The sequence below is a fragment of the Virgibacillus halotolerans genome (assembly GCF_016908515.1).
Lineage (GTDB): Bacteria > Bacillota > Bacilli > Bacillales > Amphibacillaceae > Virgibacillus_M > Virgibacillus_M halotolerans.
In genome coordinates, this window is sequence record NZ_JAFBEA010000012.1 from 59,387 (window position 1) to 83,688 (window position 24,302).

The 24,302-nt window shown below is 39.3% G+C and carries 27 protein-coding genes; 11 read left to right on the plus strand and 16 right to left on the minus strand.

The features are described 5' to 3' along the window. Positions 1–20: 20 nt before the first annotated feature. Both JOC34_RS19635 and JOC34_RS19640 read right to left on the minus strand, forming a co-directional pair. A complete protein-coding gene (locus JOC34_RS19635) occupies positions 21–959 on the minus strand; it encodes a beta-ketoacyl-ACP synthase III (protein WP_205138491.1) in 939 nt (312 codons plus the stop codon). A gap of 144 nt (positions 960–1,103) precedes the next feature. Next, entirely contained in the window at positions 1,104–1,712 is a 609-nt protein-coding gene (locus JOC34_RS19640; protein ID WP_205138492.1) for a hypothetical protein, read from the minus strand. Between the two features lie 180 nt (positions 1,713–1,892). On the opposite strand from JOC34_RS19640, the gene JOC34_RS19645 reads away from it, so the two are divergent. After that, positions 1,893–2,063 carry a DUF2929 family protein gene (locus JOC34_RS19645; RefSeq protein ID WP_239544607.1) on the plus strand — a complete coding sequence of 57 codons (171 nt, stop codon included), beginning with the start codon at positions 1,893–1,895 and terminating at the stop codon, positions 2,061–2,063. A gap of 140 nt (positions 2,064–2,203) precedes the next feature. On the opposite strand, the gene JOC34_RS19650 is transcribed toward JOC34_RS19645, so the two are convergent. Continuing rightward, positions 2,204–2,545 (minus strand): hypothetical protein, encoded by a 342-nt coding sequence (locus tag JOC34_RS19650; protein ID WP_205138493.1) that lies wholly within the window; start codon positions 2,543–2,545, stop codon positions 2,204–2,206. A 107-nt stretch (positions 2,546–2,652) separates the two neighbouring features. Between JOC34_RS19650 and JOC34_RS19655 the strand changes: the two genes are divergently transcribed. Then, positions 2,653–3,468: an undecaprenyl-diphosphate phosphatase gene (locus JOC34_RS19655; protein ID WP_205138569.1), complete on the plus strand. Its 816-nt coding sequence runs from the start codon at positions 2,653–2,655 to the stop codon at positions 3,466–3,468. A gap of 38 nt (positions 3,469–3,506) precedes the next feature. Here the strand turns inward: JOC34_RS19655 and moaD are convergent, their stop codons facing one another. From moaD to JOC34_RS19680, 5 genes are all read right to left on the minus strand, one after another. Continuing rightward, positions 3,507–3,740, minus strand: coding sequence for a molybdopterin converting factor subunit 1 (gene moaD, locus JOC34_RS19660; RefSeq protein ID WP_205138494.1), 234 nt, complete (start codon positions 3,738–3,740; stop codon positions 3,507–3,509). Continuing rightward, on the minus strand, positions 3,733–4,206 hold the full coding sequence (locus tag JOC34_RS19665) for a molybdenum cofactor biosynthesis protein MoaE (protein ID WP_205138495.1): 474 nt from the start codon (positions 4,204–4,206) through the stop codon (positions 3,733–3,735). The genes moaD and JOC34_RS19665 overlap by 8 nt, the downstream gene beginning before the upstream one ends. After that, on the minus strand, positions 4,199–4,729 hold the full coding sequence (gene mobB, locus JOC34_RS19670; protein ID WP_205138496.1) for a molybdopterin-guanine dinucleotide biosynthesis protein B: 531 nt from the start codon (positions 4,727–4,729) through the stop codon (positions 4,199–4,201). Before mobB ends, JOC34_RS19665 begins: the two co-directional genes overlap by 8 nt. A 160-nt stretch (positions 4,730–4,889) precedes the next feature. Further along, positions 4,890–5,201, minus strand: coding sequence for a metal-sulfur cluster assembly factor (locus JOC34_RS19675; RefSeq protein ID WP_205138497.1), 312 nt, complete (start codon positions 5,199–5,201; stop codon positions 4,890–4,892). 78 nt (positions 5,202–5,279) lie between these two features. Then, the gene (locus tag JOC34_RS19680; protein WP_205138498.1) at positions 5,280–6,041 is read right to left on the minus strand and encodes an alpha/beta fold hydrolase; all 762 of its coding nucleotides are present in this window, start codon (positions 6,039–6,041) and stop codon (positions 5,280–5,282) included. 218 nt (positions 6,042–6,259) lie between these two features. Between JOC34_RS19680 and JOC34_RS19685 the strand changes: the two genes are divergently transcribed. From JOC34_RS19685 to JOC34_RS19700, 4 genes are all read left to right on the plus strand, one after another. Continuing rightward, on the plus strand, positions 6,260–7,093 hold the full coding sequence (locus JOC34_RS19685) for a Cof-type HAD-IIB family hydrolase (RefSeq protein ID WP_205138499.1): 834 nt from the start codon (positions 6,260–6,262) through the stop codon (positions 7,091–7,093). Between the two features lie 128 nt (positions 7,094–7,221). Then, positions 7,222–7,371, plus strand: coding sequence for a hypothetical protein (locus JOC34_RS19690; RefSeq protein ID WP_205138500.1), 150 nt, complete (start codon positions 7,222–7,224; stop codon positions 7,369–7,371). Continuing rightward, entirely contained in the window at positions 7,372–7,584 is a 213-nt protein-coding gene (locus JOC34_RS19695) for a DUF3813 family protein (protein WP_205138501.1), read from the plus strand. A gap of 166 nt (positions 7,585–7,750) precedes the next feature. Further along, positions 7,751–8,014 (plus strand): NifU N-terminal domain-containing protein, encoded by a 264-nt coding sequence (locus JOC34_RS19700; protein ID WP_205138502.1) that lies wholly within the window; start codon positions 7,751–7,753, stop codon positions 8,012–8,014. Positions 8,015–8,111: 97 nt separating this feature from the next. On the opposite strand, the gene JOC34_RS19705 is transcribed toward JOC34_RS19700, so the two are convergent. Then, entirely contained in the window at positions 8,112–8,522 is a 411-nt protein-coding gene (locus JOC34_RS19705) for a membrane lipoprotein lipid attachment site-containing protein (protein WP_205138503.1), read from the minus strand. 14 nt (positions 8,523–8,536) lie between these two features. Continuing rightward, on the minus strand, positions 8,537–9,379 hold the full coding sequence (locus JOC34_RS19710; RefSeq protein WP_205138504.1) for a YitT family protein: 843 nt from the start codon (positions 9,377–9,379) through the stop codon (positions 8,537–8,539). Positions 9,380–9,500: 121 nt separating this feature from the next. On the opposite strand from JOC34_RS19710, the gene JOC34_RS19715 reads away from it, so the two are divergent. The 3 genes from JOC34_RS19715 (at position 9,501) to JOC34_RS19725 (ending at position 13,496) form a co-directional block, all read left to right on the plus strand. Continuing rightward, entirely contained in the window at positions 9,501–10,358 is an 858-nt protein-coding gene (locus JOC34_RS19715) for a DegV family protein (protein WP_205138505.1), read from the plus strand. Positions 10,359–10,721: 363 nt separating this feature from the next. Further along, positions 10,722–11,588 carry an SDR family oxidoreductase gene (locus JOC34_RS19720; protein ID WP_239544609.1) on the plus strand — a complete coding sequence of 289 codons (867 nt, stop codon included), beginning with the start codon at positions 10,722–10,724 and terminating at the stop codon, positions 11,586–11,588. Positions 11,589–11,951: 363 nt separating this feature from the next. Beyond that, a complete protein-coding gene (locus tag JOC34_RS19725) occupies positions 11,952–13,496 on the plus strand; it encodes an ABC-F family ATP-binding cassette domain-containing protein (RefSeq protein ID WP_205138506.1) in 1,545 nt (514 codons plus the stop codon). 342 nt (positions 13,497–13,838) lie between these two features. Here JOC34_RS19725 and JOC34_RS19730 read toward each other — a convergent pair whose 3' ends face one another. The 4 genes from JOC34_RS19730 to JOC34_RS19745 all read right to left on the minus strand — a co-directional run bounded on the left by JOC34_RS19730 (position 13,839) and on the right by JOC34_RS19745 (position 19,003). Then, positions 13,839–14,954 carry a serine hydrolase gene (locus JOC34_RS19730; protein WP_205138507.1) on the minus strand — a complete coding sequence of 372 codons (1,116 nt, stop codon included), beginning with the start codon at positions 14,952–14,954 and terminating at the stop codon, positions 13,839–13,841. An 897-nt stretch (positions 14,955–15,851) separates the two neighbouring features. Beyond that, entirely contained in the window at positions 15,852–16,721 is an 870-nt protein-coding gene (locus JOC34_RS19735) for an aminoglycoside 6-adenylyltransferase (RefSeq protein WP_205138508.1), read from the minus strand. A gap of 232 nt (positions 16,722–16,953) precedes the next feature. Next, positions 16,954–18,471 carry an alpha-amylase family glycosyl hydrolase gene (locus JOC34_RS19740; RefSeq protein WP_205138509.1) on the minus strand — a complete coding sequence of 506 codons (1,518 nt, stop codon included), beginning with the start codon at positions 18,469–18,471 and terminating at the stop codon, positions 16,954–16,956. Between the two features lie 169 nt (positions 18,472–18,640). Beyond that, positions 18,641–19,003 carry a YisL family protein gene (locus tag JOC34_RS19745; RefSeq protein WP_338062704.1) on the minus strand — a complete coding sequence of 121 codons (363 nt, stop codon included), beginning with the start codon at positions 19,001–19,003 and terminating at the stop codon, positions 18,641–18,643. A 380-nt stretch (positions 19,004–19,383) separates the two neighbouring features. Here JOC34_RS19745 and JOC34_RS19750 point away from each other — a divergent pair, with 380 nt between their 5' ends. Beyond that, positions 19,384–20,580, plus strand: a complete 1,197-nt coding sequence (locus JOC34_RS19750) for an ornithine--oxo-acid transaminase (protein WP_205138511.1) — start codon at positions 19,384–19,386, stop codon at positions 20,578–20,580. 133 nt (positions 20,581–20,713) lie between these two features. Here the strand turns inward: JOC34_RS19750 and JOC34_RS19755 are convergent, their stop codons facing one another. Next, positions 20,714–21,478: a TSUP family transporter gene (locus tag JOC34_RS19755; RefSeq protein ID WP_205138512.1), complete on the minus strand. Its 765-nt coding sequence runs from the start codon at positions 21,476–21,478 to the stop codon at positions 20,714–20,716. 363 nt (positions 21,479–21,841) lie between these two features. Between JOC34_RS19755 and JOC34_RS19760 the strand changes: the two genes are divergently transcribed. Beyond that, complete coding sequence (locus JOC34_RS19760; RefSeq protein WP_205138571.1) at positions 21,842–22,384, plus strand: NADPH-dependent FMN reductase; 543 nt, start codon at positions 21,842–21,844, stop codon at positions 22,382–22,384. Between the two features lie 253 nt (positions 22,385–22,637). Here JOC34_RS19760 and JOC34_RS19765 read toward each other — a convergent pair whose 3' ends face one another. Continuing rightward, complete coding sequence (locus JOC34_RS19765; protein WP_205138513.1) at positions 22,638–24,296, minus strand: FAD-binding dehydrogenase; 1,659 nt, start codon at positions 24,294–24,296, stop codon at positions 22,638–22,640. Between the last annotated feature and the right edge of the window lie 6 nt (positions 24,297–24,302).

Genomic DNA, 24,302 nt, shown 5'->3' on the forward strand with positions numbered 1-24,302 from the left:
TCAATACCCATCATATAAAATTACATCCCCCAACGCAAGGCTACAGCACCCCACGTTAGTCCACCACCAAAACCGACGAGCACGATTAAATCATTATCTTTTATTTTACCATTTTTTACAGACTCTGATAAAGCAATTGGAATAGAAGCAGAGGAATTATTGCCATATTTTTTAATCGTTTTAGCCATTTTATCCTCTGAAATTCCCAATCGTTCCCGTGCGGCATCCATAATTCTAATATTTGCCTGGTGCGGAATTAAATAATCCACGTCTTCTTTATTATAACCGGCCTTCTCGATTACATTAATAGAAGACTCCGGCATTTGTCTCACAGCGAATTTAAAAACTTCCCGTCCATTCATCACAAGGTGATCCATTTCGTTTTGATAAAGCTCCTTACCGCCCGCTCCATTTGAGCCAAGTTCAAAAGAAAGTATACCTTTACCTTCAGAAACGTTACCCATAACAGCAGCCCCTGCACCGTCACCGAGCAGCACACATGTATTACGATCTGACCAGTTGATAATCTTAGACAATTTCTCAGATCCAACAATTAATATTTTTTTATATGCGTTTGTTTCTATAAATTGCTTCGCAGTAATCATCGCATACATAAAACCGGAACATGCGGCACTCACATCCATTGCAGCTGCGTTTGTGGCACCTAACCGATCCTGAAGCATACAGGATACCGAAGGAAAAGGCGTATCTGGGGTTACCGTTGCAACTAATATTAAATCGATTTCTTCTGCTTTGATATTCCCATCCTTTAAAGCATTTTGTGCAGCGTGAAAAGCCATGTCAGACGTATCCTCATCATCCGCAGCGATTCTTCTCTCTTCGATGCCTGTCATTGTTCTGATCCATTCATCATTCGTATCTACGATTTTCTCCATATCTTCATTCGTAAGCACTTTTTCTGGAACGTAATGTCCGAGTCCAATTACACCTACACCCATATTTACAACTCCCATATTTAAAAGTTTAATATCAATTCTTATGACTTGGTACTAATTTTAATGTAAATCTCCCCGTCTGGCAAGCAAAAAAATGGATCTTGCACGCTTTTCAGCTCTTATTCGGGGGAAATAGGATTCGTTCAACTAATACGACGCTTTATATCGCTCATAATGTTCACGTACTTTTTTTATATTTTCATCAACAGGTACATTATCACGAAGGTAAATGACATTTTCCTGTTTTTCATCCTTCTGATCTTTTTCCCTAATTGATTTCACGATGAGTTCCGCTGGCAATTGTGTTATGCTCATCCATTGGATCAATCCTTTTGCAAAATCTTTCATATAAACTCCACGGGTTTTCATCCGTTCTGAATCGAATGCGACAACTTGTTGTTGATCATAAAAGCCAGTCTCCTCCATTGGCATCCATTCACCAAACAAGATCGGAGGGTGAATGCACAAACTGTTTGGCTTCTTAGTGAATGATCCATCATCACTTCCAATCCCTATCATACAGTCTGTTTCCGCATGCGATAACACTTGTTTTTTGCCAGGAAAAATAATCGTATCATAGTGTTTCTTCACGTCAGTAGAAACAAATGAGAAAGAACTGTTTCTGCCAAAAAATAAAGATAAAAGCTCATTTCCTTGCGTATCTTCAATGCCATCTACCTGCAGATCATTCGCTAACAACTCATTTACAATATGAAAACCAATCCAATGATTACACCCAACAACTAAACATGCCATATTGATCCCCCTCATTTTTAGTACCGCCAAGTTGCAATACAAGTCTTCTTTATGTATATTCCAAAAGTAATCCTTTTATTTTATGATATCATTTGGTAAACTAGATAGAGACAATTTATATAAGTGATAATTAGAGACATAATAGAACGAAAAAATGAGGTGCTAATGGTGCGATACATTATGACAATTTTTTGGGCAGTATTAATCAGCGGTGTGCTATCTTATGTTTTATCTAGTATGGGAGATGCCGAATTTGTTTTGAAAGATACACTCATTCTAGCTGGTATACTTTCAGTAGCGATTTTCATTCTTGGTGACGGTCTGTTAAAAGATAATAAAGCAACTGAATAAGGAATAACCCCTGAAATCACATGCTGTGACCGGGGGTTATTTTTTAGATAGGCAAGTATAAAACCTTCCTACCGCATAAGCGCAAACAAAGACATTCCGCCTAAAGGCTTGGCGAATGCCGATTTTTCTAATGTTTTAAATTAATACCATGGTAAAACACTTAAAGCTGCCAGTGCAGTTAATGGTAGAATAAGTCTTCTAAACCGCGGTCGTGGTCCATAGCCGTATCCCGGATAACCACCGTAGCCTGGACCGCCATATCCATGATGGCCATACCCGAATGGTCGACCATCTCCCTCGGGTCCCCGATCAACATGTGGCAATTCTTCCTGATCATCCATTGGTACCGCAAAATAGACATATTCATCATCTAAGCCGGTTACAATCCCGTCAAACCTAGACCCATCAACTACTTCTGCCAAAACATAAGCATGCATATGTTTTTTACATAAATCATATATATCATTGTAATTATCTTTCATTATACTGATCATCCTCCTCACCTTCTAGACTATTCAACCATTTTATAAAAGGTGAATCATTCTAGGGTGACGTGGTGAATAGCTGGGGAGAGGATACAATGGAGTCCATTTCTGCACTGTTTTTATTAGTAAAATACTTTATTCTAGGGGTTATTCAAGGGGTTACGGAACCTATACCTATTTCTTCCAGTGGACATTTAGTTATTTTCCGTGAATTATTTGATATTGAAATCAAAGGGCTTTCCTTTGAAATTGTTGTTAATTTTGGTTCACTTATTGCTGTACTACTTATTTATCGTAAAGATATCGCACGCCTGGCAATCCATTTCTTTCAGTTTATTCTTCAAAACGACCCAGCGGCAAAAAAAGATTTCCAATTTGTCATTTTTCTCGTTGTCGCAACGATCCCTACCGGCTTAATTGGTTTACTATTGGAAGACTATATTAGTGAGAAGTTGAGCGGGGTTGCCATTGTCGGGGTGACACTATTAATCACCGGTGCAGCAATCTGGATAATTCGTAATTTATCAGGTAGAAAAAACGATGGAGATTTGACAATAAAAGACGCTATTATTGTTGGACTAGCCCAAGCTGTTGCTTTAATTCCAGGAATCAGTCGTTCTGGTGCAACCATTGTCGCAGCGATGCTTGTCGGGATGAAAAAGGAAACAGCCCTACGTTTTTCCTTCCTGCTGTATATTCCGGTAAGTCTTGGTGTAACGTTTTTATCTATAACAGATATTATCCATGACCCGGATTTTGATCGATTAATGATCCCTTATATCATTGCATTTATGGCCGCGATGGTTGCCACGTTCTTTGCGTTAAAATGGTTTATGAATATTATGGTAAAAGGTAATTTAAAATACTTTTCCTTTTATTGCTTTATTGTCGGGGTACTTGTCATTGTCTTCCTGAATTGATTGAAGCAATGAACCAGCAACTCGGGGGCCTGACTTGTTTAGCCCCCGCTTACAGGTGGTATAAATGCAACGATGTCTCCACTCGCCAACACCGTATCCTCATCAGCATATTCCTCATTGACAGCAATCATTGCGCTATCGATGTTTGCTAGATTATATTTTGCCAAGGCGCTGGCTTTAAGCTCTTTTACAGTCATTCCTTCCGCTTGGAACGAGAGCTTTTCATCCCCTACCAGTTCTTGTAATTCAGCAAAAAATAATACATCAACCATTTTCCATCTCCCCTTTCACCGGAATCCGATTTTCATAAGATTTTTCTTGCTTCTGATCACCAATCCATAAATCGCCGTCTTCCCAGTGTTCCTTTTTCCAAATGGGAACCATTTCTTTAATACGCTCAATGGCATAGCGGCTCGCTGCAAAGGCGTCTTTTCGATGCGGTGTTGATACAGCAATTACAACAGCAATGTCTGTAATTTCCAAACGACCAACGCGGTGGGCAATCGCTGTTTCTGTGTTGTCCCATCTCTGATCAATTTCATCGCATATTTCAGCAAGCTTCTTTTCAGCCATGGATACATATGCCTGATATTCTAAATAAAGCGTTCTTTTTCCCTTTGTAAATTCACGTACTGTTCCAATAAATGTGTTAACTGCACCCGCTTCTGGGCGAACAACTTTGGCAATGACGTCATTTATTTCAATTGGTTCTCTTGTTATCCAAACGTTTTTATCCATGCGGATCCTCCCTTAAATCAATGATTTGCGCTGCCAGAGACGGTAAGTAGTCATTCACCTCTTGCAATGAAAACGTAAAATAGGGCAGGTTTGCGATCAGATTGTCGTTTATAGATCCGACTGCAATAATATTTGTTAGTTCATCCAGTAAATGCAAATCCTGCTGTTCACGTACAAGCACAATTTTAGGATATTCTGCTTGCTTATATCCTTCGATTAATAAAATATCTACTGGCAACAGGTGATAAAATGTGATCCATTTATGTATGTCGAATGTGGCAGTGTGATTCATCATGAGGTGGAATTGATTCTCTCCTTGTACTGCGCTCATTGCTGAACCCGCCTGTAAATGCTGATAGCTGTCTGTTTTCTTTACAACCTCCGGCTCACCGCCATGTCCGTGATGTTTCAAGGTGCCTACTTGTAGATGCTGCTTAGAAAAATAACGAATCAAACCCTGCATTAAAGTTGTTTTTCCAGTATTTTTATAACCGACAATTTGACAGATAGGAAATTTCCCCACTTGTATTCATCACCTTTAGTTTAGAGAACTTGGCATTCGCCAAGCCTTTAATCGCTACTTAACATTTAGCCACACTTATGCAGTGAGTAAGCTTTATACTTCCCTATTTCTAAATAAAAAGGTCGATCCATATCATATGAATCAACCTTTTTTCGTAAAATCAATCAGGAATACCAAGTGCAATTTTTGCGTAACGTGACATTTTATCTTTACCCCATGGTGGATCCCAAACAATATTCACATTTAATTCTTTAATTTCAGGTATATCTGCAAGTGCACGTTTAATATCCTGTTCGATATGACCTGCAAGCGGACAACCCATAGATGTAAGTGTCATTGAAACGTTACATAGACCATTTTCGTCCAGATCCACGCCATATATTAAACCAAGGTTGACAATGTCAATTCCCAATTCAGGATCAATGACATTCTCAAGTGCCCCAAGCAGATTCTCCTCTAATGCTGCCTCCATCATATTACCTCCTTGTAGATTACTTACCTTCTATTTAAACATATTTTTTACTTTTTTGAAACGATTTGCTCTACCGTCTCACAGATGGGCTTCAAACCACTTCACTGTTTCCAATGTGGCAAAACGGCTTACTTTATGACCGCGGTTTTTTTCTTTAATGAAGCGAATTGTTTCGGGATTATCATAAAGTTTAGATGCAGTTTCGTAAAAGGTATAAGAATGATCGAAAGGTACTACCGGATCACTTTCTCCATGCCAAAACAGCAATGGACGATTATCCAGTTTTTCCGGTTGTTTCGATAAATCATATTGCCCAAGTTGTTTGTATAATTCATCGATGGTAGCTTCTGATACAGGTAGGTCCCCTTCTTTTTGAAAACTATCTACCAACGTTTTTGCATAAGTCGTTATTTTAGGAGAGCCCATCAGCACTGCAGCCGTTTTAATCCATGGATACGTAGTTAAGGATGCCGTCGTCGTAATTCCCCCCATACTTGTACCAGCCACCCCAAATCGATTATCCAATATCAGCTTTTGCTCGTCCAGATATTCTTTTATGATACCCAGTTCTTTAACATTTTGCAGTACGATGTCCCAAAAGGAAATCTGCTTTTTTATCGCAGACATTTCAATCTCCCTTTCTCCGTGGTACTTGCTATCCGGAAGCAGAACCCTGTATCCCTTTTCAGCTAACAGGTAAGCGATTGGCAGATTATGTTCCTTTGCACTTGTAAAACCGTGAAAATAAACAACAACTGGCAGCGCTTTCTGCTTATTTTGTTCCTTTACAATTATTAAACTTGGTATGGATGCGATATTTTCTTTATATATTCCAATCATGTACAAAGCCCCTTATTAGAAAACTTGGCATTCGCCAAGCCATTAGACGAATGTCTTTGTTATTTATACAGAAAGGAATAGGCACCTATTTCTTTCTGCAAATCAATTCACTCATTTCATTTTAAAGCCTAAGCCTGCAAAATACCAACAAAGTCATATTATCTTCCTTTACAACTGCTTCCATTCCCTATAAACTATGGTCAGACGAGGTGAAATGAATGAAAAATGAAAAACATTTAATTGCATTGGATTTAGATGGGACGCTTTTAACTGATAATAAAGAAATTAGTCCCCGAACAAAACAGATTGTGCAGGCCGCAATCGAGGCAGGACATATTGTAATTATTGCAACCGGCCGTCCGCACCGTGCAAGCATTACTTATTATCATAACCTTGGATTAGATACACCCATGGTAAATTTTAATGGTGCCCTGATTCATCATCCCACAGACAAAAAATGGGACGTTCTGCATAACCCGATGCCTATACGAACTGCAAAAAAGATAGTTGATGCCTGCTATCAGCTAGATGTCAACAATGTTTTAGCCGAAGTAATGGATGATGTTTATCTTGATCGATATGATGAAAAAATCATTGATATTTTTGATTCTGCTCAGGCCGATACACCTTTTATTATTGGCGATTTGCGCAATAAATTGGATGAAGACCCTACTTCTATTCTTATTCATCCAAAAGAAGACCATATTCATGCATTAAGAAGTCATTTGAATGATTACCATGCAGATCTTATTGAGCACCGGAAATGGGGCGCTCCGTGGAATATTATTGAAATCGTAAAAAAAGGTATGCACAAAGCAGTTGGACTAAAAAAGATTGCACATTACTTTAATATCCCACAAGAAAGAATTATTGCTTTCGGCGATGAGGATAACGATTTGGAAATGATTGATTATGCCGGTGTAGGCGTAGCCATGGCTAACGGAATTGATGAATTAAAATCCATAGCCAACCATGTAACACAAACAAATGAAGCAGACGGCGTCGGCACTTTCCTCGAAAGTTACTTGAAACTGAAGGTTAAATCTGTTTAATTTTTCCTGCCATATTAAAAAAATAATGACCGATACTAGAAGTGAGCGTGAAAAAGCGTTCACTTCTTTTTTTACTGCCAGTATTGTTTCTTAAGGTTTATTAATGTTTTTTCTTAGGAGGAATCTTTGTGGGCAAAAGAAGTAAGTCAAAACGATTTAGTCATCAAGCCGCTGATTCTGTAAAAAAACATGCCGAAATTTTCACTTACCGTTCCCGCCTGTCAGATGTGGAACAAAAAAGTGGAGAAGCGAATAACTATACTGAAGGAGGGTTTTAATTGGAGGATAATCATTTATTTCAACAAGCAAAAGACGCTGTCATGAACTTTATGAATATGCAAGGGACTGATGATCGAGACGGTGCCAATGAAATCGATCAGGAAGCAGCCCAAAATGCAATCCAAGCAGCATACAATGATGCCTCTCCGGAAGAGCAGCAGCAACTGCAGCAATTGGAACAACAGCTGAAAGAGAGCAACCAATTAAAGTAACCTTTACAGCTTATGATGGTAATTTCCACTTCATTATCTGATGAAACGGTTTTACTTTAAGTAAGCAGCCCTACTCATTGAAGTGAGTAGGGCTTTTATCAATTACTTTTTTAAATGCCATTTGTATGCTAATATAGGGACAAGTATGTTTAGGAGGGATTTAATTATGGCAGTTCGTAGTGAAGCTACACCAAATCCAAACGCATTAAAATTTACCACAGATAAACTTATCTTTGAAGGTACCAGCAGTATTTCTGTTATGCCGGGAGATACAAGTGAACACGCAATTTTAAATGATCTAATGGAACTCGAAGACGTCGATAATGTTTTTGGTTACCAAAATTTCATCACTGTAAACAAGCAATTTGATGCTGAATGGGACAACCTAACAGAGAAAGTAATGGAAGTATTTAATAAGCACGGTTATTAATATACATAACAATTAGCGTAGCGTAGAACGTCTTGGCTATAAATGACGATGTATAAAAGGTCCGCAGCAGGGAAAATCCCTTGCTGCGGACCTTTGTTTAATGATTGAGTACATCCACAGGAATATAGTTTGGATTAACTACCCTTCCATTTTCCCCTTTTACATAGAGCATTACAATGGGTGTGTCCGCTTCGTCAGCAACATTATCAGGTAGCATGCTTGTTATGCCGAATTCACTCCAACCGAGGTGTCCTTCATCCAGAGCAATCGCAGTTTCTTTCTGTAAAACTTCCTCACCCTGTGTCAGTTCATAATATAGTTCATTCCCACTGGCTTTTGCTTCACCAATTAAATGCATTTGATTTCCTTCCACTTTCACATCAATACCCCGAAACATAACAGACGCAGTGTCGGTATGTTCCTCCTTATGATCTGAACGCGCCTCCTGTTCGCTGCCACATGCGGCTAACAGCAGGACCGTTAACAGGAAAACAATTATTTTTCTCATATCTGCTTTCTCCTTTAATCTTTTCTAAATGATCCAAGGATACCTGCCGTTTCTATCAGATTTGTGAAGGCTTGCGGATCCACTTCATTAATTATTTTTTCCAGATCATATAGCTCATATCTCGTGATCACCAGATACATCATATTTTTATCTTGTTTTGTATACGCACCTTTTGCCGGGATAATTGTAATTCCACGCACCATTTTATCATGAATCGCTGTTTGCAACTCATCTGCTTTTAATGTAATAATCATCGCAGTAACTTTCTCGTGGCGTGTATGCAATGCATCGATAACACGGGTTGTTACATATAAAGTCAATAATGTGTATAGCGCATTTTCCGGTTCGTATAAAATACCCGCCATCGCAATAATAACCGCATTTAACATTAAGAAATAAGTGCCGATCGGTTTATCATTTATCCGCGATAATAGCATTGCAACGATATCCATTCCACCTGTAGAAGCACCGAATTTCAATGTCATCCCTACTGCTGTGCCTCCTATGACCCCACCTATTACGGCGTTTAACATAATATCATTTGATACAGAGATCAATGGTAAAATTTCTAAGAATAAAGTAGTACATCCGACAGATAATGCGCTATAAAGTGTAAAGCCCTTACCTACTTTAAACCAGCCTAAAATCGCAACCGGAATATTAAATAAGAGTAATAAGATACCAGTACTAATATTAAACCCAATAAAATCACTAAACACGCTGGACACCAACTGGGCTGCACCAGTAAATCCACTTGCATAAACATTCGCCTCAATAAGAAAGAAGTTTAGTGAAATGGCATTTAATAATCCTCCAAAAATGACAACGATGACGCGTTTTGCTTCCATCATAAACATAGTTTACCTCCTTAAAAAAACGATTGTATCGTTTTTTCAAACGCTATTATACTTTGACTATACAGACATATACCTATAAACTAAAATAAATACAATTATATAATGAATGCAGGTGAAAAAAATGAATGTAAAGATTCTAACTGATTCTGCAAGCGATTTGTCAGAGTCATATTATAACGAATATAACGTGGAAATGGTACCTTTAACTGTTCATTTGGATGAAAAAGAATTTGAAGACGGGAAAACCATTGCACCCAAAACCATCTATGATGCCATGCGAGATGGAAAAACACCGACGACATCTCAAGTTTCCCCTCAATTGTTTAAAACTATTTTTACAACGTATGCTAAAGCAAACCAGCCTTTAATTTATTTGGCGTTCTCATCCGGATTATCCGGTACATTTCAAGCGGCAAAATTGAGCGAAAATGAAGTGAAAGAGGATTATCCAGAAGCGCAAATTCATGTTATTGATACCAAATGTGCTTCGTTAGGATATGGCTTGATTGTAATTCAAGCAGCAAAAATGGCACAAAACGGTGCATCTGCCGATGAAATTATGGATACCATACAATTTCAGACAGCACATATGGAACATATTTTTACCGTGGATGACTTGGAATACTTGTATCGCGGTGGACGAGTTAGTAAAACAGCAGCTTTCGTCGGTACATTATTAAAAATCAAACCCATATTACATGTCGAAGATGGAAAATTGATTCCACTTGAAAAACTTAGAGGTTCAAAAAAAGTCTTCCAGCGCATGCTTAGCATCATGGAAGAACGCGGAACTGATTTAAAAAACCAAACAATCGGCATCAGCCATGGTGACGATATCGAACGGGCTGAACAACTAGCTACAATGATCAAAGAGAAATTTGGCGTCGAGCATATCGTAATCGAAATGGTTGGTTCCGTTATCGGCGCTCACTCCGGGCCAGGTACTATCGCACTATTTTTCTTAAATAAAACGAAATAATTTTATGATGAAGGATTCCCTATTTTTTGGAGTCCTTTTGACGTTACACAAGTACTGCCTGAGTTCAGCACAAATCAAGCAGCAACCAGGGACTGGCGCTCCTCCCTATTGTTAACTTGCCTGTGCCTTTTACTACCCTCCCCCTCTTTTTGCAGAAAAAATCCGATGATTGAAATTGCTGCATACGGGTAACGCTATACTAGATAAAGTGAAACTTCATTCCGTGTCCACTGAATGTTAGTTAAACCAATCGGGCTTGTGCGGCAGTTACCCTCCATCTGAAATTTTCGAAGTCCCTATATTTTGATATGGAAGTTTTACTGCCCGCCAAACTGCGATAAATCATGAGGAGGAATTATTGCGATGGAAAAATCTAACGGAAAACAAACCCCACCAGCACAGCATCAGGATAATCAGCCAGGCATTGAATCCAAAATGCGCCCTGAACCAGAATATATTCGTAAAAATTATCAAGGAAGTAATCAGTTAAAAGATAAAGTTGCTATAATTACTGGTGGTGACAGTGGCATTGGACGGGCTGTCAGCATTCATTTTGCAAAAGAAGGTGCGGATGTTGCTATTATTTACTTGAACGAACATGACGATGCAAAAGAAACAAAGCGTCTTGTCGAGCAAGCGGGTCAAAAGTGTTTATTGATCAATGGAGATATTGGCAGTCAATCCTTCTGTGAAGCCGCCGTAACAAAAGCATTGGATACATTTAATAAGATCGATATTCTAATTAATAACGCTGCAGAGCAGCACCCACAAACAAGCTTTTTAGATATTACGAGTGAACAGCTTGAACAAACTTTCCGCACCAACGTATTCGGTATGTTCTATATGACAAAAGCCGTATTGCCAAACTTAAAAGCTGGCAGTTCAATTATTAATACCTCATCCATCACCGCATATCAGGGGAGCAAAGATCTGATCGATTATTCAGCAACAAAAGGAGCCATTACTTCGTTTACCAGATCAATGGCCAGCCAATTAGTTGACAAGGGAATTCGTGTAAATGGTGTTGCTCCCGGGCCAATTTGGACACCTTTAATTCCATCCACGTTTACAAAGGAAAAAGTAGATTCTTTTGGCGGTGACTCCCCGATGAAGAGACCAGGGCAACCAAAAGAACTTGCTCCCGCATATGTATACTTAGCAAGTGAAAATGCTACCTATGTATCCGGACAGATGATGCATGTGAACGGCGGAACGATTGTTAATGGGTAAAGTCCCTTTTTTAACAAAACAGAGAAAATAGGTTGAATAATCTTCTGTAAAGTGGTAATTTTAATAGATAGGAATAATTTGAACTGTAGAAATGAGGGTGAATGATGTTTTTATCTGTTGTGCTTCAACTCGTATTTGCTTAAGGACGGGATACGTGTGTCCATTTTTATTAAGTCAAATGCAAGTTACAAGCGGCGGATAAACACCTGAACCTTTTAGTTGAAGACAATCAAAAGTCTTATTTTGGGCAGGGCATATCGCTCTGTCCTTTTTTGATGTCTTTGATTATCTTAAAAGTCAGCAGCATCCTTCCTTTGTGCTTGCACCCGACGTAAACGATACAAACAAAGGAGAGAAAAAATAATGAGTATTTTAGATGTTCAAGGGCTCACACATAGCTTTGGAGATAAATTTATTTTTCGCGATGTCACATTTCGCATGTTAAAGGGGGAGCATATTGGGCTTGTTGGTCCCAATGGAGCGGGAAAATCAACCTTATTGGGTCTATTAACCGGTCAGTTAATTTCTGATTCGGGAGACGTCACTTGGCACCCCAATATTAAAACCGGCAATCTAGAACAGCATATTGATCTAACGGCTGGAGAAAGTTTGCATACTTTTTTACAGGGGGCCTATCGTCACCTATTTGATGCTGAAAAAGAAATGATCCATTTGACCGAAAAAATGGCAGACCCGGAAAATGAAGAACTGGATGCAACTTTAAAGCGGTACAGTGACTTACAAATGGAATTGGAACAAAATGATTTTTATAGCATCGATGCAAAAATCGAAGAAGTGGCTGCAGGATTAGGTCTGACAGTACTCGGAATGGATACAGATGTCTCCAGTTTGAGCGGCGGTCAAAGAACAAAGCTCCTATTAGCGAAATTATTATTACAGCAACCAGATGTGTTATTACTTGATGAGCCAACAAACTATTTGGATACCGCGCATATTGACTGGCTAACACAGTATTTAAAAGCATATCCACATGCCTTTATGCTTATTTCCCATGATACAGCTTTTATGAATGCGATTGTCGATATTATTTACCACCTAGAACATAAACAACTGACTCGATATGTAGGCAACTACGAGCAATTCGAAGCAGCCTATGAATTACGAAAACAACAAATCCATCAACAATTTCAACGTCAACAAGAGGAAATTGAAAAATTAGAAACCTATGTGCAAAAAAATAAAGCACGTGCTTCCACAGCGAAACAGGCAAAAAGCCGTGAAAAAAAGCTGCAAAAAATCGAACGGATTGAAAAGCCAAACGATAATCCAAAACCCAACTTTTCTTTTGCAGTCTTCAAACAACCTGTGAGTGTATTATTAAAAGCGGCGGATTTACAGGTAGGATATGATAAACCCTTGTTTTCCACGGTCAACTTAGAACTGAAGCGTGGAGAAAAAGCAGCGATTGTCGGGCATAACGGCATTGGTAAAACAACGACACTAAAAACACTGCTTGGCGAATTGCCTGCCCTTTCTGGTTCTGTTTCCATTGGTGATCGTGTTCTTCCTGAGTATTTTGAACAAGAAATACATTCTGGTGCGGCGCACACTGCACTAGAAGAGGTTTGGTCAGCCTTTCCTGATCTAACACAAAAAGAAGTACGCCAAAATCTTGCCCGGTGTGGCTTGAAAAGTGAACATATTTTCCAGCCACTAAAATCATTAAGTGGTGGAGAACAAACAAAAGTACGTTTGTGCCGCCTCATGCTAGCTAAAAGTAACTGGCTTATACTGGATGAGCCAACGAACCACCTGGATGTAGATACGAAAGAAGCGTTAAAGGAAGCGCTACGCACCTATGATGGGACAGTTTTAATTGTATCTCATGATCCGGATTTTTACGAAGATTGGGTAACAAAAGTTTGGGACGTGGAAAAATGGCGGTAAACGATTTATTTGCGCTATCCATGTGTTATAATTGGCATACAATAGACTGGCTTCGCATGAGGGGTTAGGCACACCTTTTCACCTTCTGGGATACTTCCCAAGAAGGGGGTGTTGCCAATGGATATGGGAACTGCATTAACGCTGATGATTTCCTTCGGTATGTTAATTGCTTTCATCATGTCCGACAGTAACATTAGAAAAATTAGCTTATCGCCAAGCCCTTAATGGCGAAAGCCTTAGTTGCACTTATGCAGTAAGAAAGTAGTTATACTTTCTTAACTGCAAAAATAACCCCTCATACGCTTTAGGAGGCACGTGAGGGATTTTATTACTGCACGCTTACTATAACCTTTCATAAATTTCCTCACGAAACATTTTATCGCTTAAAAGCTGCAATTCAAATCCATTCAGGCTATTCATTAGCTTTTGGGTTTCGTACCATTCCAACTTATTAAAGAAAATCGCCATCTCAAACTTATTTCCATTCTTATCTTCCGCAAACAAAGCGTCTGTTAATATGTATTGCGTGGAGCCACCTTTTTTTCCAGCGCGTTTAAGCCACGTTTGATTTACTGGATTCTCCATTAACGCGCCAAGCAGGTATTCCATTTCTTCACTTACACTTTCCGGAAACAGTTTATTATTCACTTTCTGCATAATGGTTGCATATTCGAATGTCGTAGATTTGATAAAAATTTCGGAATAAAGTTGATCATAATCCATGTGCCACCAATCAGACACATTGACTTTTTCTTTGTATGCTTTATCCGTCATTAATTTATCATGAATGATAGTTGAAAAGGATAACAATTCATCATCATTCATTTTTCTTATTTCTTCAACAATGTGTTTTTTTACCGCTTTCATCGTCAGATCTGGATATTCCCGCTGTTTTATCTCATAAGGAATGAAGACCACGGACACAAAGTAATATAATGTGGAATGGTTCTTTACACCAATTCCCTTCATTCTATCTTCAATCGATTGTAGACTGAGTTTCTCCATTAAAAACTCAGTGTTCGCGTTGGAGCTAAATGTTATCATTCCTTTTGCTACTTCTTTCAGTGACACCTGGTCATTTTCAATGAAGCCTTTTTCTTCAGCATGCTTTAACCAGGCCTTATGAGCTCCGCCATCGAGCCCAGCAAGATAATATTTCTCAAGATCTTTGAGACTGATAGGCGTCTCTCCATCTACCTTGCCTTCCGCAGCCTGATAGGCATACTCCATTGCCACCATAATCTTCACTGTACTTGCAAGAGACATCATGTCAGATGAACGTATATCCATTTTCAACACGCCATTTTCTTGAAAAACCATCGAGGATTTAATCCCTTCTTTTCGCAACATCTTCCGAATATAATTCGTGCTACTTGTGTTCAACCACTTTATAAAAACAATAAATAAAATAAAGCTTAATAATATAATTGCTCCAATGATATAAACATATTTTAACAACTGATTCTCTCCTTCAAGTGCTTACATATATGTATTCATTCATTGATATTTCAGCTTTCAGACATTGGCATATATCTTGTGAAGTAAGCGCCTAATATCAATAAAATAACAGTAATCGTCCAACTCACTAACCCCATAAAATGAAACCAATAAGCCAATATATTTGTTATAGCAATAAGAAAAAAGGTAATAGAGGTTAAAGCACTTTTTATTCCTGTTATACCCATCCTTTTTCTTTTACGTATGACAACAGTTGCAGAAAAAACGAATACGATTAGCAATATGATTGTTAATAAAATCTGTACCAGTTTTATTACCTCCTTAGAAATTGTATTTTCGGTTGGCTATTTTCTCAAAGATTTGGACAGCACCGAAAATCTTAGTTATTTTTGTTAGATAAGAAAGTTTAAATCTTTCTTATCCTGCATAAGTGCAACTATGACTTCTGCTAGGCAAAATCCTAGTTTTCTAAACACAAAATCTATAAACAACGACGTAATAGATTGCGCCTTGACTTCGCTTCGGAAATACACTACGCTTTCCGCGAGCTCGCGCTGAGCCTCCTCGCAAAGAACGCTGCGGGGTCTCATCGTCTTCGCTTTCCCGCAGGAGTCTACGTGTATTTCCTTCGCTAACATGGTGTTGACAACAATACAATATTAGCATGCTTTCAACTATTGTGATGGGTGTTTGGAGCGGAGGATCGCTGACTCCCGCGGGAACAGCACGAGTCTGAAGACCCCGCAGAGTGGGTGATGAAGGCCTACTAAAACCGTCCTTTGCGGACAACACCTAGCTGTTACGTCGCAGTTTCTATCAAATGCGAGAATTTAAAAGCAACAAAACTTACAAAAAGAGACTTTCGGTTAAACTTTTCCTTCTACACTGAACTAAATGTCAATATATTTTCGCTGCATCAGCTGGTAGATTTCTAACATGCTGTAAAAAACCGCTCACTGCCTGTTCTTCTTGATATGGGTACTGAAAGTTAAACGTATTTGCAACAAATACCGCTGTTTCACGAAAAAGTTCGCACATCGTAAATAAAGCGTTCCAGACACCATCATAACTGCCATCTGCATAAGTTAGCAAGAGCTTGTCCCACGATGCTTTTGGTAAAAATGCATCTAAGTATTTTCCTGATTTACCAATACTAACGGAAAAGTTTGTATCAATCCCAACTTGCCACTCCAACATTTGATTTAACATGTTTCTAACCATATTTAAATGTGCTTGTGCATAAAGCATTTCTTTTCTCCATAATCCCTTTGCCACATACGTCGAAACCCACCAAAATTCATTACAGCAATCCGCAAAAAAAGCTGCAGAAGGTCGCTTCATCCAGTATGCTTCATCAGTCGGTGCCGGAATGCTAGGTAACTTATTATCCTTATCCAGCAAAATAATTGTCAGCTTATCTTCCCTACAATATAGATCCTTTTCTTCTATTGGTGCGAGAATCAGGTCTATTCGATTACCATCATTAAACAACATCAGATAGGAGAACCTGCCACCCAATTCAGGTGGAAATAAGGCCATATTTTCTGGTGTCTGCATGATCATTCGTTCCCCAAATACATCGATCCAACCCGGATCATTAATAAACGATTGCATATCCGAAACAAGATAGACAATGTCATAATCCTGGAACAGATCCTTCGTTGCATTTGGATTCGTTCGGGAGCCATTCATCCCCACAGCCCGAACTCGCATATCTTCCTTCGCCACATGTAAAATCATATCCATCATTTCTTTTTCTGAACGCATATTTTTATCCCACCTGTAAGACTTTCTGCCTTCTATTGTACGCGTCAAGCCTAGTAATTTGCGATTTCATACAACGCCTAGCGATCTTTAATCTCTTCTAGCAAAGAAATGACTATGACGCTTTCATTCTGTTCAATCACTGCTTACAATAAATAATTCGACACATTTTTCAAAAACCCTTTTAAAAACAAAAAAAGCACCGCAACATGCAGCACTTTTTCCACGTAGCTATTTACTTCTTCTGTTCGGCGTCAGCCTCAGCATTTCTTTTCTTTTGTTTCCGGCTTAAAAAGACAATCATCGCAATGAACAACGCAAAAACACCGAGAATAAATCCGATAAAGCCCCAATTCAGCCCACTATCTTCTTCTACCGTAAAGACTTCTGCTGTTTCACGCGGAAGCCCGATTTTATATTCGCCATTCTCTGTTTCACGAACGATATTATCCCCAAGGAATCCGTGTAATTGCATACCTGAGTCCATTCCCGTCACCGTTACGGATTCCGATTCGCTGCCATTGTTGATGGCAATATACATCGTTTCATCTTTATATGTTCGTTTGTACACGCTCATCGCCTTGCTAGAATCAACGATTTCAAAATCACCATAGCTAAGTACAGGGAATTCTGTTCTTAGGGAAGCAATTCGATCATGAAATTCCTTAATATCTGTATTCCCACTATTAAATTGTACGAGCATCTGTGCTTCTTCCGCATTTTCACCATACATTGGTATTTCAGATCCTTGGAAAATCCCAGGCGTACCCGGCATCGTATACATATAGGTTAATGCCAGTTTCCATGTCGTTACATCATTACGTCCCTGCTCCGCAAATTGCTGGGAGAAACGTTTCGTATACTGATTATCTACATATAATAAATCAGCATCCCCCCCGTTGTTTTTCTCTGTTTCCAATAAATCTATAACTGGGGTATCAACTTTAGAAAAAACATCTGTCATTGATTCATAAAGTGCTACATTATCGATTGCCTGAATCTCTGTTTTCTCTAATATCTGTTCCCTATTTTCATCAGTCACTAAAATATCGCCAAGTAAATAAAAATCCGGGTCTCTTTCTTTAATATCTTTAGTAAAATTGGCAAGAAAGTCCAAGGAAGACTGGTCAACAGCCTGCAACTTGAATCCATCTATATCTGTTTCGTCCATCCAGAAATTTGCAGCATCATGTAAAAACGCGGCAACTTCCAGATTATCCTGATCAAGCTTCACTACATTATCTAACCATTCCGGATCTGTTTCTGTCTGTTCCTTGACCCAGTCCTGTTTGTCCGGATCATCAACGATCGGGTGACTTTTCGCTACATAATTCGTTACAAATTCAAGTACAACCTTGATTCCTCTTTTATGCGCTCCATCAATGAGTGCTTCAAGATCCTCTATCGAACCAAACTGTTCATCCATCCGGGTGAAATTCTCTATCCAATTACCATGGTACCCGCCAGGTGCATTTTCCATAATTGGTGATAAAGAAATCGTCGTGATACCTAATTCATCCAGCTGATCCAGCTTTGCAATAATACCTTGAATATCTCCACCATGGAAGCTTCGAGGATCATCTAGATCAACTTGGTCATCCGTCTGGAAATTACCATTGTTAAAACGGTCCACCAATATATTATAAATAACTTCTTCATTTAGTTGTCTATCCTCTAATCCTGCAGCCTCGGTATAACTTACATTTGTAAAAATAAATAGAGCTGTTAAAAGCATTATTGCTGTTCTTTTCATAACAATCCGTCCTCCAAATAGATGTACTTCCCTATCCTATTATTAACTTTCCAAATCAATAGTCAAGAAATATTGATATATTGTTGAAAAGACTACATATTTTGTTTTTTTAAACAGACTAAAAAAAGACTATCCAAAAGTCTGGATAGTCTTCTATGATAAGAACTATTTATGGAAGGATACCAAATGGTAAACGTCCAAATCCTAATACGATCGCAATAACTGCTGCGATAATTAATTGGATTACAAAGCCCTTAATTGGTTCTTTGTGGCTCAATTTTACCCCAATCATTTCCATTGAAATAACTGCCCACAGACCGGCAACCATTTTTAAGATCACTTCGGGACCAAACCCGCCTGCATTCGGATAATAGTGCGTAAAGTATAACGTGATACCGGTATACAGAATAAATAAATAATCAAGACGTAGTATCATGTGAAGTATTTTCCCAGGTTTCATTTTCCCTTGTTTATAAAACATAGAAACAAGAATAATCAGGATTAATGCAAGAACCCATGATGTAATGTGCATATGTGCCAATTTAAAAAGCCTCCTCTTTTTTTAGAAATCTTGGTATACGCCAAGCTTTTAGGCGTATGCCTTAGTTGCTTATGTAGTAAGAAAGGAGTGATAGATACTTTCTTTACTGCCAAATAAGCTGTGTTAGCAATGTCCATTTTTAATGTTTACTAGACTATTGCCATCATAACATGTCACCTGTGAAAATTCACTTGGCAGATAAGTAAATATAGAATTTTCTTATCCTGCATAAGTGCAACTAAGGCTTTTGCCATAATGGTTTGGCAAAAGCCTTAGTTTTCTAAACAAATCTTTGACATCTGAAAAGAAGCTAATTAGTCCAAAAACTGTTATAATTAAAAATGATTATTATTTTAATGTGGAGGGATAGCATGGTACAAACAAGTCAAGAAATTATTGATCAAACACAGGAATATGGCGCAAAAAATTATCACCCGCTTCCTGTTGTGATAGCAAAGGCTGAAGGCGTTTGGGTGGAAGATCCTGAAGGGAATCGCTATATGGATATGCTCAGCGCGTATTCAGCAGTAAACCAAGGACATCGTCATCCGAAGATCATTGGAGCATTAAAAGAACAAGCTGACCGAGTAACACTAACCTCACGTGCGTTTCACAATGACCAATTGGGTCCATGGTTTGAAAAAATTTGTAAATTGACGAACAAAGAAGTGGCACTACCAATGAATACAGGTGCTGAAGCTGTAGAAACAGCTATAAAAACAGCTAGACGTTGGGCATATGATGTCAAAGGTGTCGCAGAAGACAAAGCTGAGATCATTGCTTGTAAAGGTAATTTCCATGGTAGAACGATGACAGCTGTTTCGCTTTCTTCAGAAGCGGAATACCAACGCGGATTCGGTCCCATGCTACCAGGTATCAAAATCATTCCTTACGGCGATATCGATGCATTAAAAGAAGCCATTAACGAAAACACAGCCGGATTCCTGTTTGAGCCAATCCAGGGCGAAGCTGGCATTAATATACCGCCTGAAGGCTTTCTAAAAGAGGCATATGATGTTTGTAAAGAGAATAATGTATTATACATTGCCGATGAGATTCAAGCAGGATTAGCTCGTACTGGTAAAATGTTTGCTTGTGATTGGGAAGACGTTACACCAGATGTTTTGATTCTTGGAAAAGCATTGGGTGGAGGCGTTATGCCGATTTCCTGTATTGTAGCAAACAAAGATATTCTTGGCGTAATCACACCTGGTTCTCACGGTTCCACTTTTGGGGGAAATCCCTTGGCTTGCGCAGTGTCCACTGCTTCACTAAATGTGCTGGAAGATGAAAAACTTGCGGATCGTGCATTGGAACTTGGTAATTACATGATGGGTCAATTGAAGACGATCGTAAATCCCAAAATTAAAGAGGTGCGTGGAAAAGGTTTGTTTATTGGTGTTGAATTAACAGAATCTGCCCGCCCCTATTGTGAATCATTGAAAGAAAAAGGATTATTATGTAAGGAAACACATGAAAATGTGATTCGTTTTGCCCCACCACTGACTATCAGCAAAGAAGATTTGGATTGGGCAATTGATCATATCAAGGCTGTTTTACAAGCCTAATAAACATGGTGCTCTGATGCAAAGAGCACCATGTTATTTTTCCTCCATCTTTTTTCACATATTGTTGGGTAATTTCCACCAATTATTTTTCAGTCGTAATACCCTCACCACCCCACCTTTTTGCTGATCTTTACTATTTTCCAAGTAATAAAATAATCCCGCCGAGCATCGGAACAGCTACCATGGCTATTTTTAATACCAATGGATGCAGACGCGTTGTAAATTTAGCACCGATATAAGAACCAATGATTGTTCCAATTACTACTTCTGCAAATAACTTAAAATCCAGAAAACCGACTGAATAATAGCCAAAACCTCCTACTAATGCAATCGGCATAATGACAAGCATTGTAGTTCCTGCAGATAACTGAATGGATAGGCCAAAAAAGACGAGCAAACCAATTTGAATAAATGGCGTAGAACCAATGCCGAATACGCCAGACAGGATACCGGTTACGATACCGACTCCACCAGCTGCCGCCCAGAATCTACCTTTCGATGATAGGTTCTTTTTTGCCATTGTTTGTGTGGAAAACATACCAAATCCAATGGTTACACGAATCCAAAGTAAGATAGCGGATAGAATCAGCATGCCAGCGGTAAACCATTTTAGCTCATGCCCTGGAATAATATCCGCAATGTGTGAACCTAAAAAAGCACCAACCGCTCCAAACAAACCTGTTGCCAGGCCAACCTTTACCATCACATTTCTTTCTCTTAGATGACTGAGTGTACCTGATAATGATGTAAATACCATTGCAGCTAATGATGTTCCAAGCGCTGTATGTATAGGAACATCAAATACTTCACTTAATACCGCAATTATAAAGCCAGAACCGCCTGCACCGATGAAACCAAGCAACAGTCCGATAACTAGCATCGTTAATAAAACGAGCACGATGAAAATCCCTTTCTATTTCTAAGATGATTTAATAATTATATCATATGAATTTAAGAGAGACGGGTAGCAGCACTCAACATCCGGCGGGTTGTTGCACATTCCATTCAAACACAAGAAAATTAGTTGCATTAAAATTTAGGATAAGATATCCTAGACTGATATAGGGTCCATTATCAAAGCCTAACTGTAAGTTTTGAGGTTCTGAGGTAGAATGATTTATCATGAAAAACCATGAATCCGGTTGAAAAAATAACTGATATCAGCGAGGTAAGCCGTAATAATACACCATTGAATAAGGTGCCGTAACGGCGCCTTATTCAATGTCAAATACGAATGATTATGTGAAAAGAGGTCGTAATGATGAAACTTGTTGGGATATCGGGCGCACTTGCTGGTGACAAGACACCTTTAGCTGTAAACGACGTTTTGGTCGCAGCTCAACTGCTTGATTCAACCATACAAACAGAGTTAATTGACTTAAGAGACTATGAGATTGAATTTTCTGTTGGTGCCCCGTTAGGTGATTATAACGATGATACTTGGGATGTTGTTAATAAAATTTTGTCTGCTGATTTTCTGGTATTCGGTACGCCGATTTATCAAGCATCCATTTCGGGAGCATTAAAAAACTTGTTAGATCTTTTTCCCGAATATGCCTTTAGATATAAAGTAACAGGCATTGTAGCAACAGGATTATCTAACAAACATTTTCTGGTACCAGAATATCAATTAAAGCCAATCCTTACTTATTTTAAGGGTTTAACCCCTACGAATAATGTCTTTATCCATAATGATTCCTTTAATGAAGAAAGTGATGAAATTATAGATAGTGATGTTTCTAAGAGAATTAAAAAACTCGCCGAAGAAATGATCTATCTGCAACGGGGGATTAATAATAGATAATTCCCCTAACCTTGTTTGGTCCAGTAAGGAAAGGGGCTTTATTCCTGGATCATTTTGGCATCGTAGCACGTTTCAGGAGTCTGCGCTAGCTCAACTCGCTAATTTTAACGAAAAAAACGTACAAGGCCCCTTCCAATCCGTTAGCCATTGATCATTCCTCATAATTACGACTGAATGAATTTTTCCTCCATTTTTTTTAGGCTCCCCAATCTAATTATTAACAAATAAATAGCAACAAACTTTTTAAAGCAGCTTACGATTTCAATGCTGCAGCAACCGCCCGGCCAGCTTCTCTTCCGGAAAATAAACATCCACCTAGGAAAGTCCCTTCCAATGAGCGATAACCATGTACACCGCCACCGCCAAATCCGGCAACCTCCCCTGCTGCATATAAGCCTGGTACAGGATCACCTGTATCGTTGAGCACTTGCCCCGATAGATTGGTTTGCAGGCCGCCCAATGTTTTACGGCTGACAATATGCAATCGCACCGCAATCAGCGGTCCATTTTTAGGATCCAATATCTTGTGTGGGGGTGCTGTACGAATGAGCTTATCACCCAAATATTGACGGGCACCACGCAATGCAGTTACTTGCAGATCTTTGGTAAATTTATTATCCATCTCACGATCTCGTGCGACAATTTGGCGTTCAACATGTTCCGTTCGAATGCGCTTTTCACCAATTAATTTATTCATGCCGATCACAAGATTATCGATATTATCGGCGATAACAAAATCCCCACCCCTGTCCATAAATGCCTGTACAGGGCCAGGAGCACCAGGCAAGGCTCTTTTCAATACTTTCTTAATACTTTTTCCTGTTAGATCCGGATTTTGCTCGGATCCGGAAAGCGCAAACTCTTTTTCTATGATTTTTTGTGTCAATATAAACCAGGAATAATCGTACCCTGTTTTTTGAATCGCTTCTAGTGTACCAAGTGTATCAAAGCCGGGAAAATTGGGTGTTGAAAATCGGCGTCCCTCCGCATCCAGCCAGATTGAAGATGGCCCAGGCAAAATACGAATTCCATGCTTATGCCATACCGGATTCCAGTTTTTTATCCCTTCTGTATAATGCCACATCCGGTCCCGATTGACGATCCGACCACCAGCATCTTCTGTAATAGCAAGCATTCGCCCATCAACATGTGTGGGCACACCTGTAATAATGTCCTTCGGTGGTTCGCCAAGCCAGTCAGGCCAGTTCGCCCGAATTAAATCATGGTTGGCACCGATGCCTCCACTAGTAACCATTACTGCTTCTGCCTGATACTCAAACGTATCAATGACATTTCTATTGCTTTCCTCCCCACGGGAAGCGGCACTTGGGGCTAACACTGCACCATGAACACCGTTAATGACACCATGATCATCAAGTAACTGGTCGACACGATGTCTTGGTAAATAAGTCACCACTCCATTCTTCATGTGCCCGCGAACACGCCGTTCAAACGGGGAGACGATTCCTGGACCTGTCCCCCAGACAATATGGAAACGTGGGACAGAGTTTCCGTGACCTTCAGCGAGATATCCACCACGTTCTGCCCAACCAACAACAGGGAAAAAACGTACCCCCATTTCATAAAGCCAAGCACGCTTCTCACCTGCTGCAAAATCTATATATGCTTCCGCCCATTTTTTACCCCAATAGTCTTCATCATCCTCTCTATCAAATCCTGCAGTACCTAACCAATCCTGCCATGCCAATGCTTTCGAATCTTTGATACCCATCCGGCGCTGCTGGGGCGAATCTACTAAAAACAAACCACCAAAAGACCACCATGCCTGTCCACCTAATGACGCTTCGGGCTCTTGATCAAGCAGTAATACTGTTTTCCCGGCATCCGCTATCTCAACCGTAGCCACAAGCCCAGCAAGACCGGCTCCAACTACGATTACATCAACATCCATACTTTT

Coding starts and splice junctions, on each gene's coding strand:
- JOC34_RS19765 (WP_205138513.1), bottom strand. CDS start 24,296: ATGGATGTTGATGTAATCGTAGTTGGAGCCGGTCTTGCTGGGCTTGTG.
- JOC34_RS19705 (WP_205138503.1), bottom strand. CDS start 8,522: ATGAGAAAAATAATTGTTTTCCTGTTAACGGTCCTGCTGTTAGCCGCA.
- JOC34_RS19675 (WP_205138497.1), bottom strand. CDS start 5,201: ATGGAGGCAGCATTAGAGGAGAATCTGCTTGGGGCACTTGAGAATGTC.
- JOC34_RS19740 (WP_205138509.1), bottom strand. CDS start 18,471: ATGAAAAGAACAGCAATAATGCTTTTAACAGCTCTATTTATTTTTACA.
- JOC34_RS19710 (WP_205138504.1), bottom strand. CDS start 9,379: ATGTTTATGATGGAAGCAAAACGCGTCATCGTTGTCATTTTTGGAGGA.
- JOC34_RS19715 (WP_205138505.1), top strand. CDS start 9,501: ATGAATGTAAAGATTCTAACTGATTCTGCAAGCGATTTGTCAGAGTCA.
- JOC34_RS19745 (WP_338062704.1), bottom strand. CDS start 19,003: ATGCACATTACATCATGGGTTCTTGCATTAATCCTGATTATTCTTGTT.
- JOC34_RS19645 (WP_239544607.1), top strand. CDS start 1,893: ATGACAATTTTTTGGGCAGTATTAATCAGCGGTGTGCTATCTTATGTT.
- JOC34_RS19680 (WP_205138498.1), bottom strand. CDS start 6,041: ATGATTGGAATATATAAAGAAAATATCGCATCCATACCAAGTTTAATA.
- JOC34_RS19760 (WP_205138571.1), top strand. CDS start 21,842: ATGAAACTTGTTGGGATATCGGGCGCACTTGCTGGTGACAAGACACCT.
- JOC34_RS19700 (WP_205138502.1), top strand. CDS start 7,751: ATGGCAGTTCGTAGTGAAGCTACACCAAATCCAAACGCATTAAAATTT.
- JOC34_RS19750 (WP_205138511.1), top strand. CDS start 19,384: ATGGTACAAACAAGTCAAGAAATTATTGATCAAACACAGGAATATGGC.
- JOC34_RS19640 (WP_205138492.1), bottom strand. CDS start 1,712: ATGGCATGTTTAGTTGTTGGGTGTAATCATTGGATTGGTTTTCATATT.
- JOC34_RS19665 (WP_205138495.1), bottom strand. CDS start 4,206: ATGGATAAAAACGTTTGGATAACAAGAGAACCAATTGAAATAAATGAC.
- JOC34_RS19725 (WP_205138506.1), top strand. CDS start 11,952: ATGAGTATTTTAGATGTTCAAGGGCTCACACATAGCTTTGGAGATAAA.
- JOC34_RS19735 (WP_205138508.1), bottom strand. CDS start 16,721: ATGCGTTCAGAAAAAGAAATGATGGATATGATTTTACATGTGGCGAAG.
- JOC34_RS19685 (WP_205138499.1), top strand. CDS start 6,260: ATGAAAAATGAAAAACATTTAATTGCATTGGATTTAGATGGGACGCTT.
- moaD (WP_205138494.1), bottom strand. CDS start 3,740: ATGGTTGATGTATTATTTTTTGCTGAATTACAAGAACTGGTAGGGGAT.
- JOC34_RS19635 (WP_205138491.1), bottom strand. CDS start 959: ATGGGTGTAGGTGTAATTGGACTCGGACATTACGTTCCAGAAAAAGTG.
- JOC34_RS19720 (WP_239544609.1), top strand. CDS start 10,722: ATGGAAAAATCTAACGGAAAACAAACCCCACCAGCACAGCATCAGGAT.
- JOC34_RS19650 (WP_205138493.1), bottom strand. CDS start 2,545: ATGAAAGATAATTACAATGATATATATGATTTATGTAAAAAACATATG.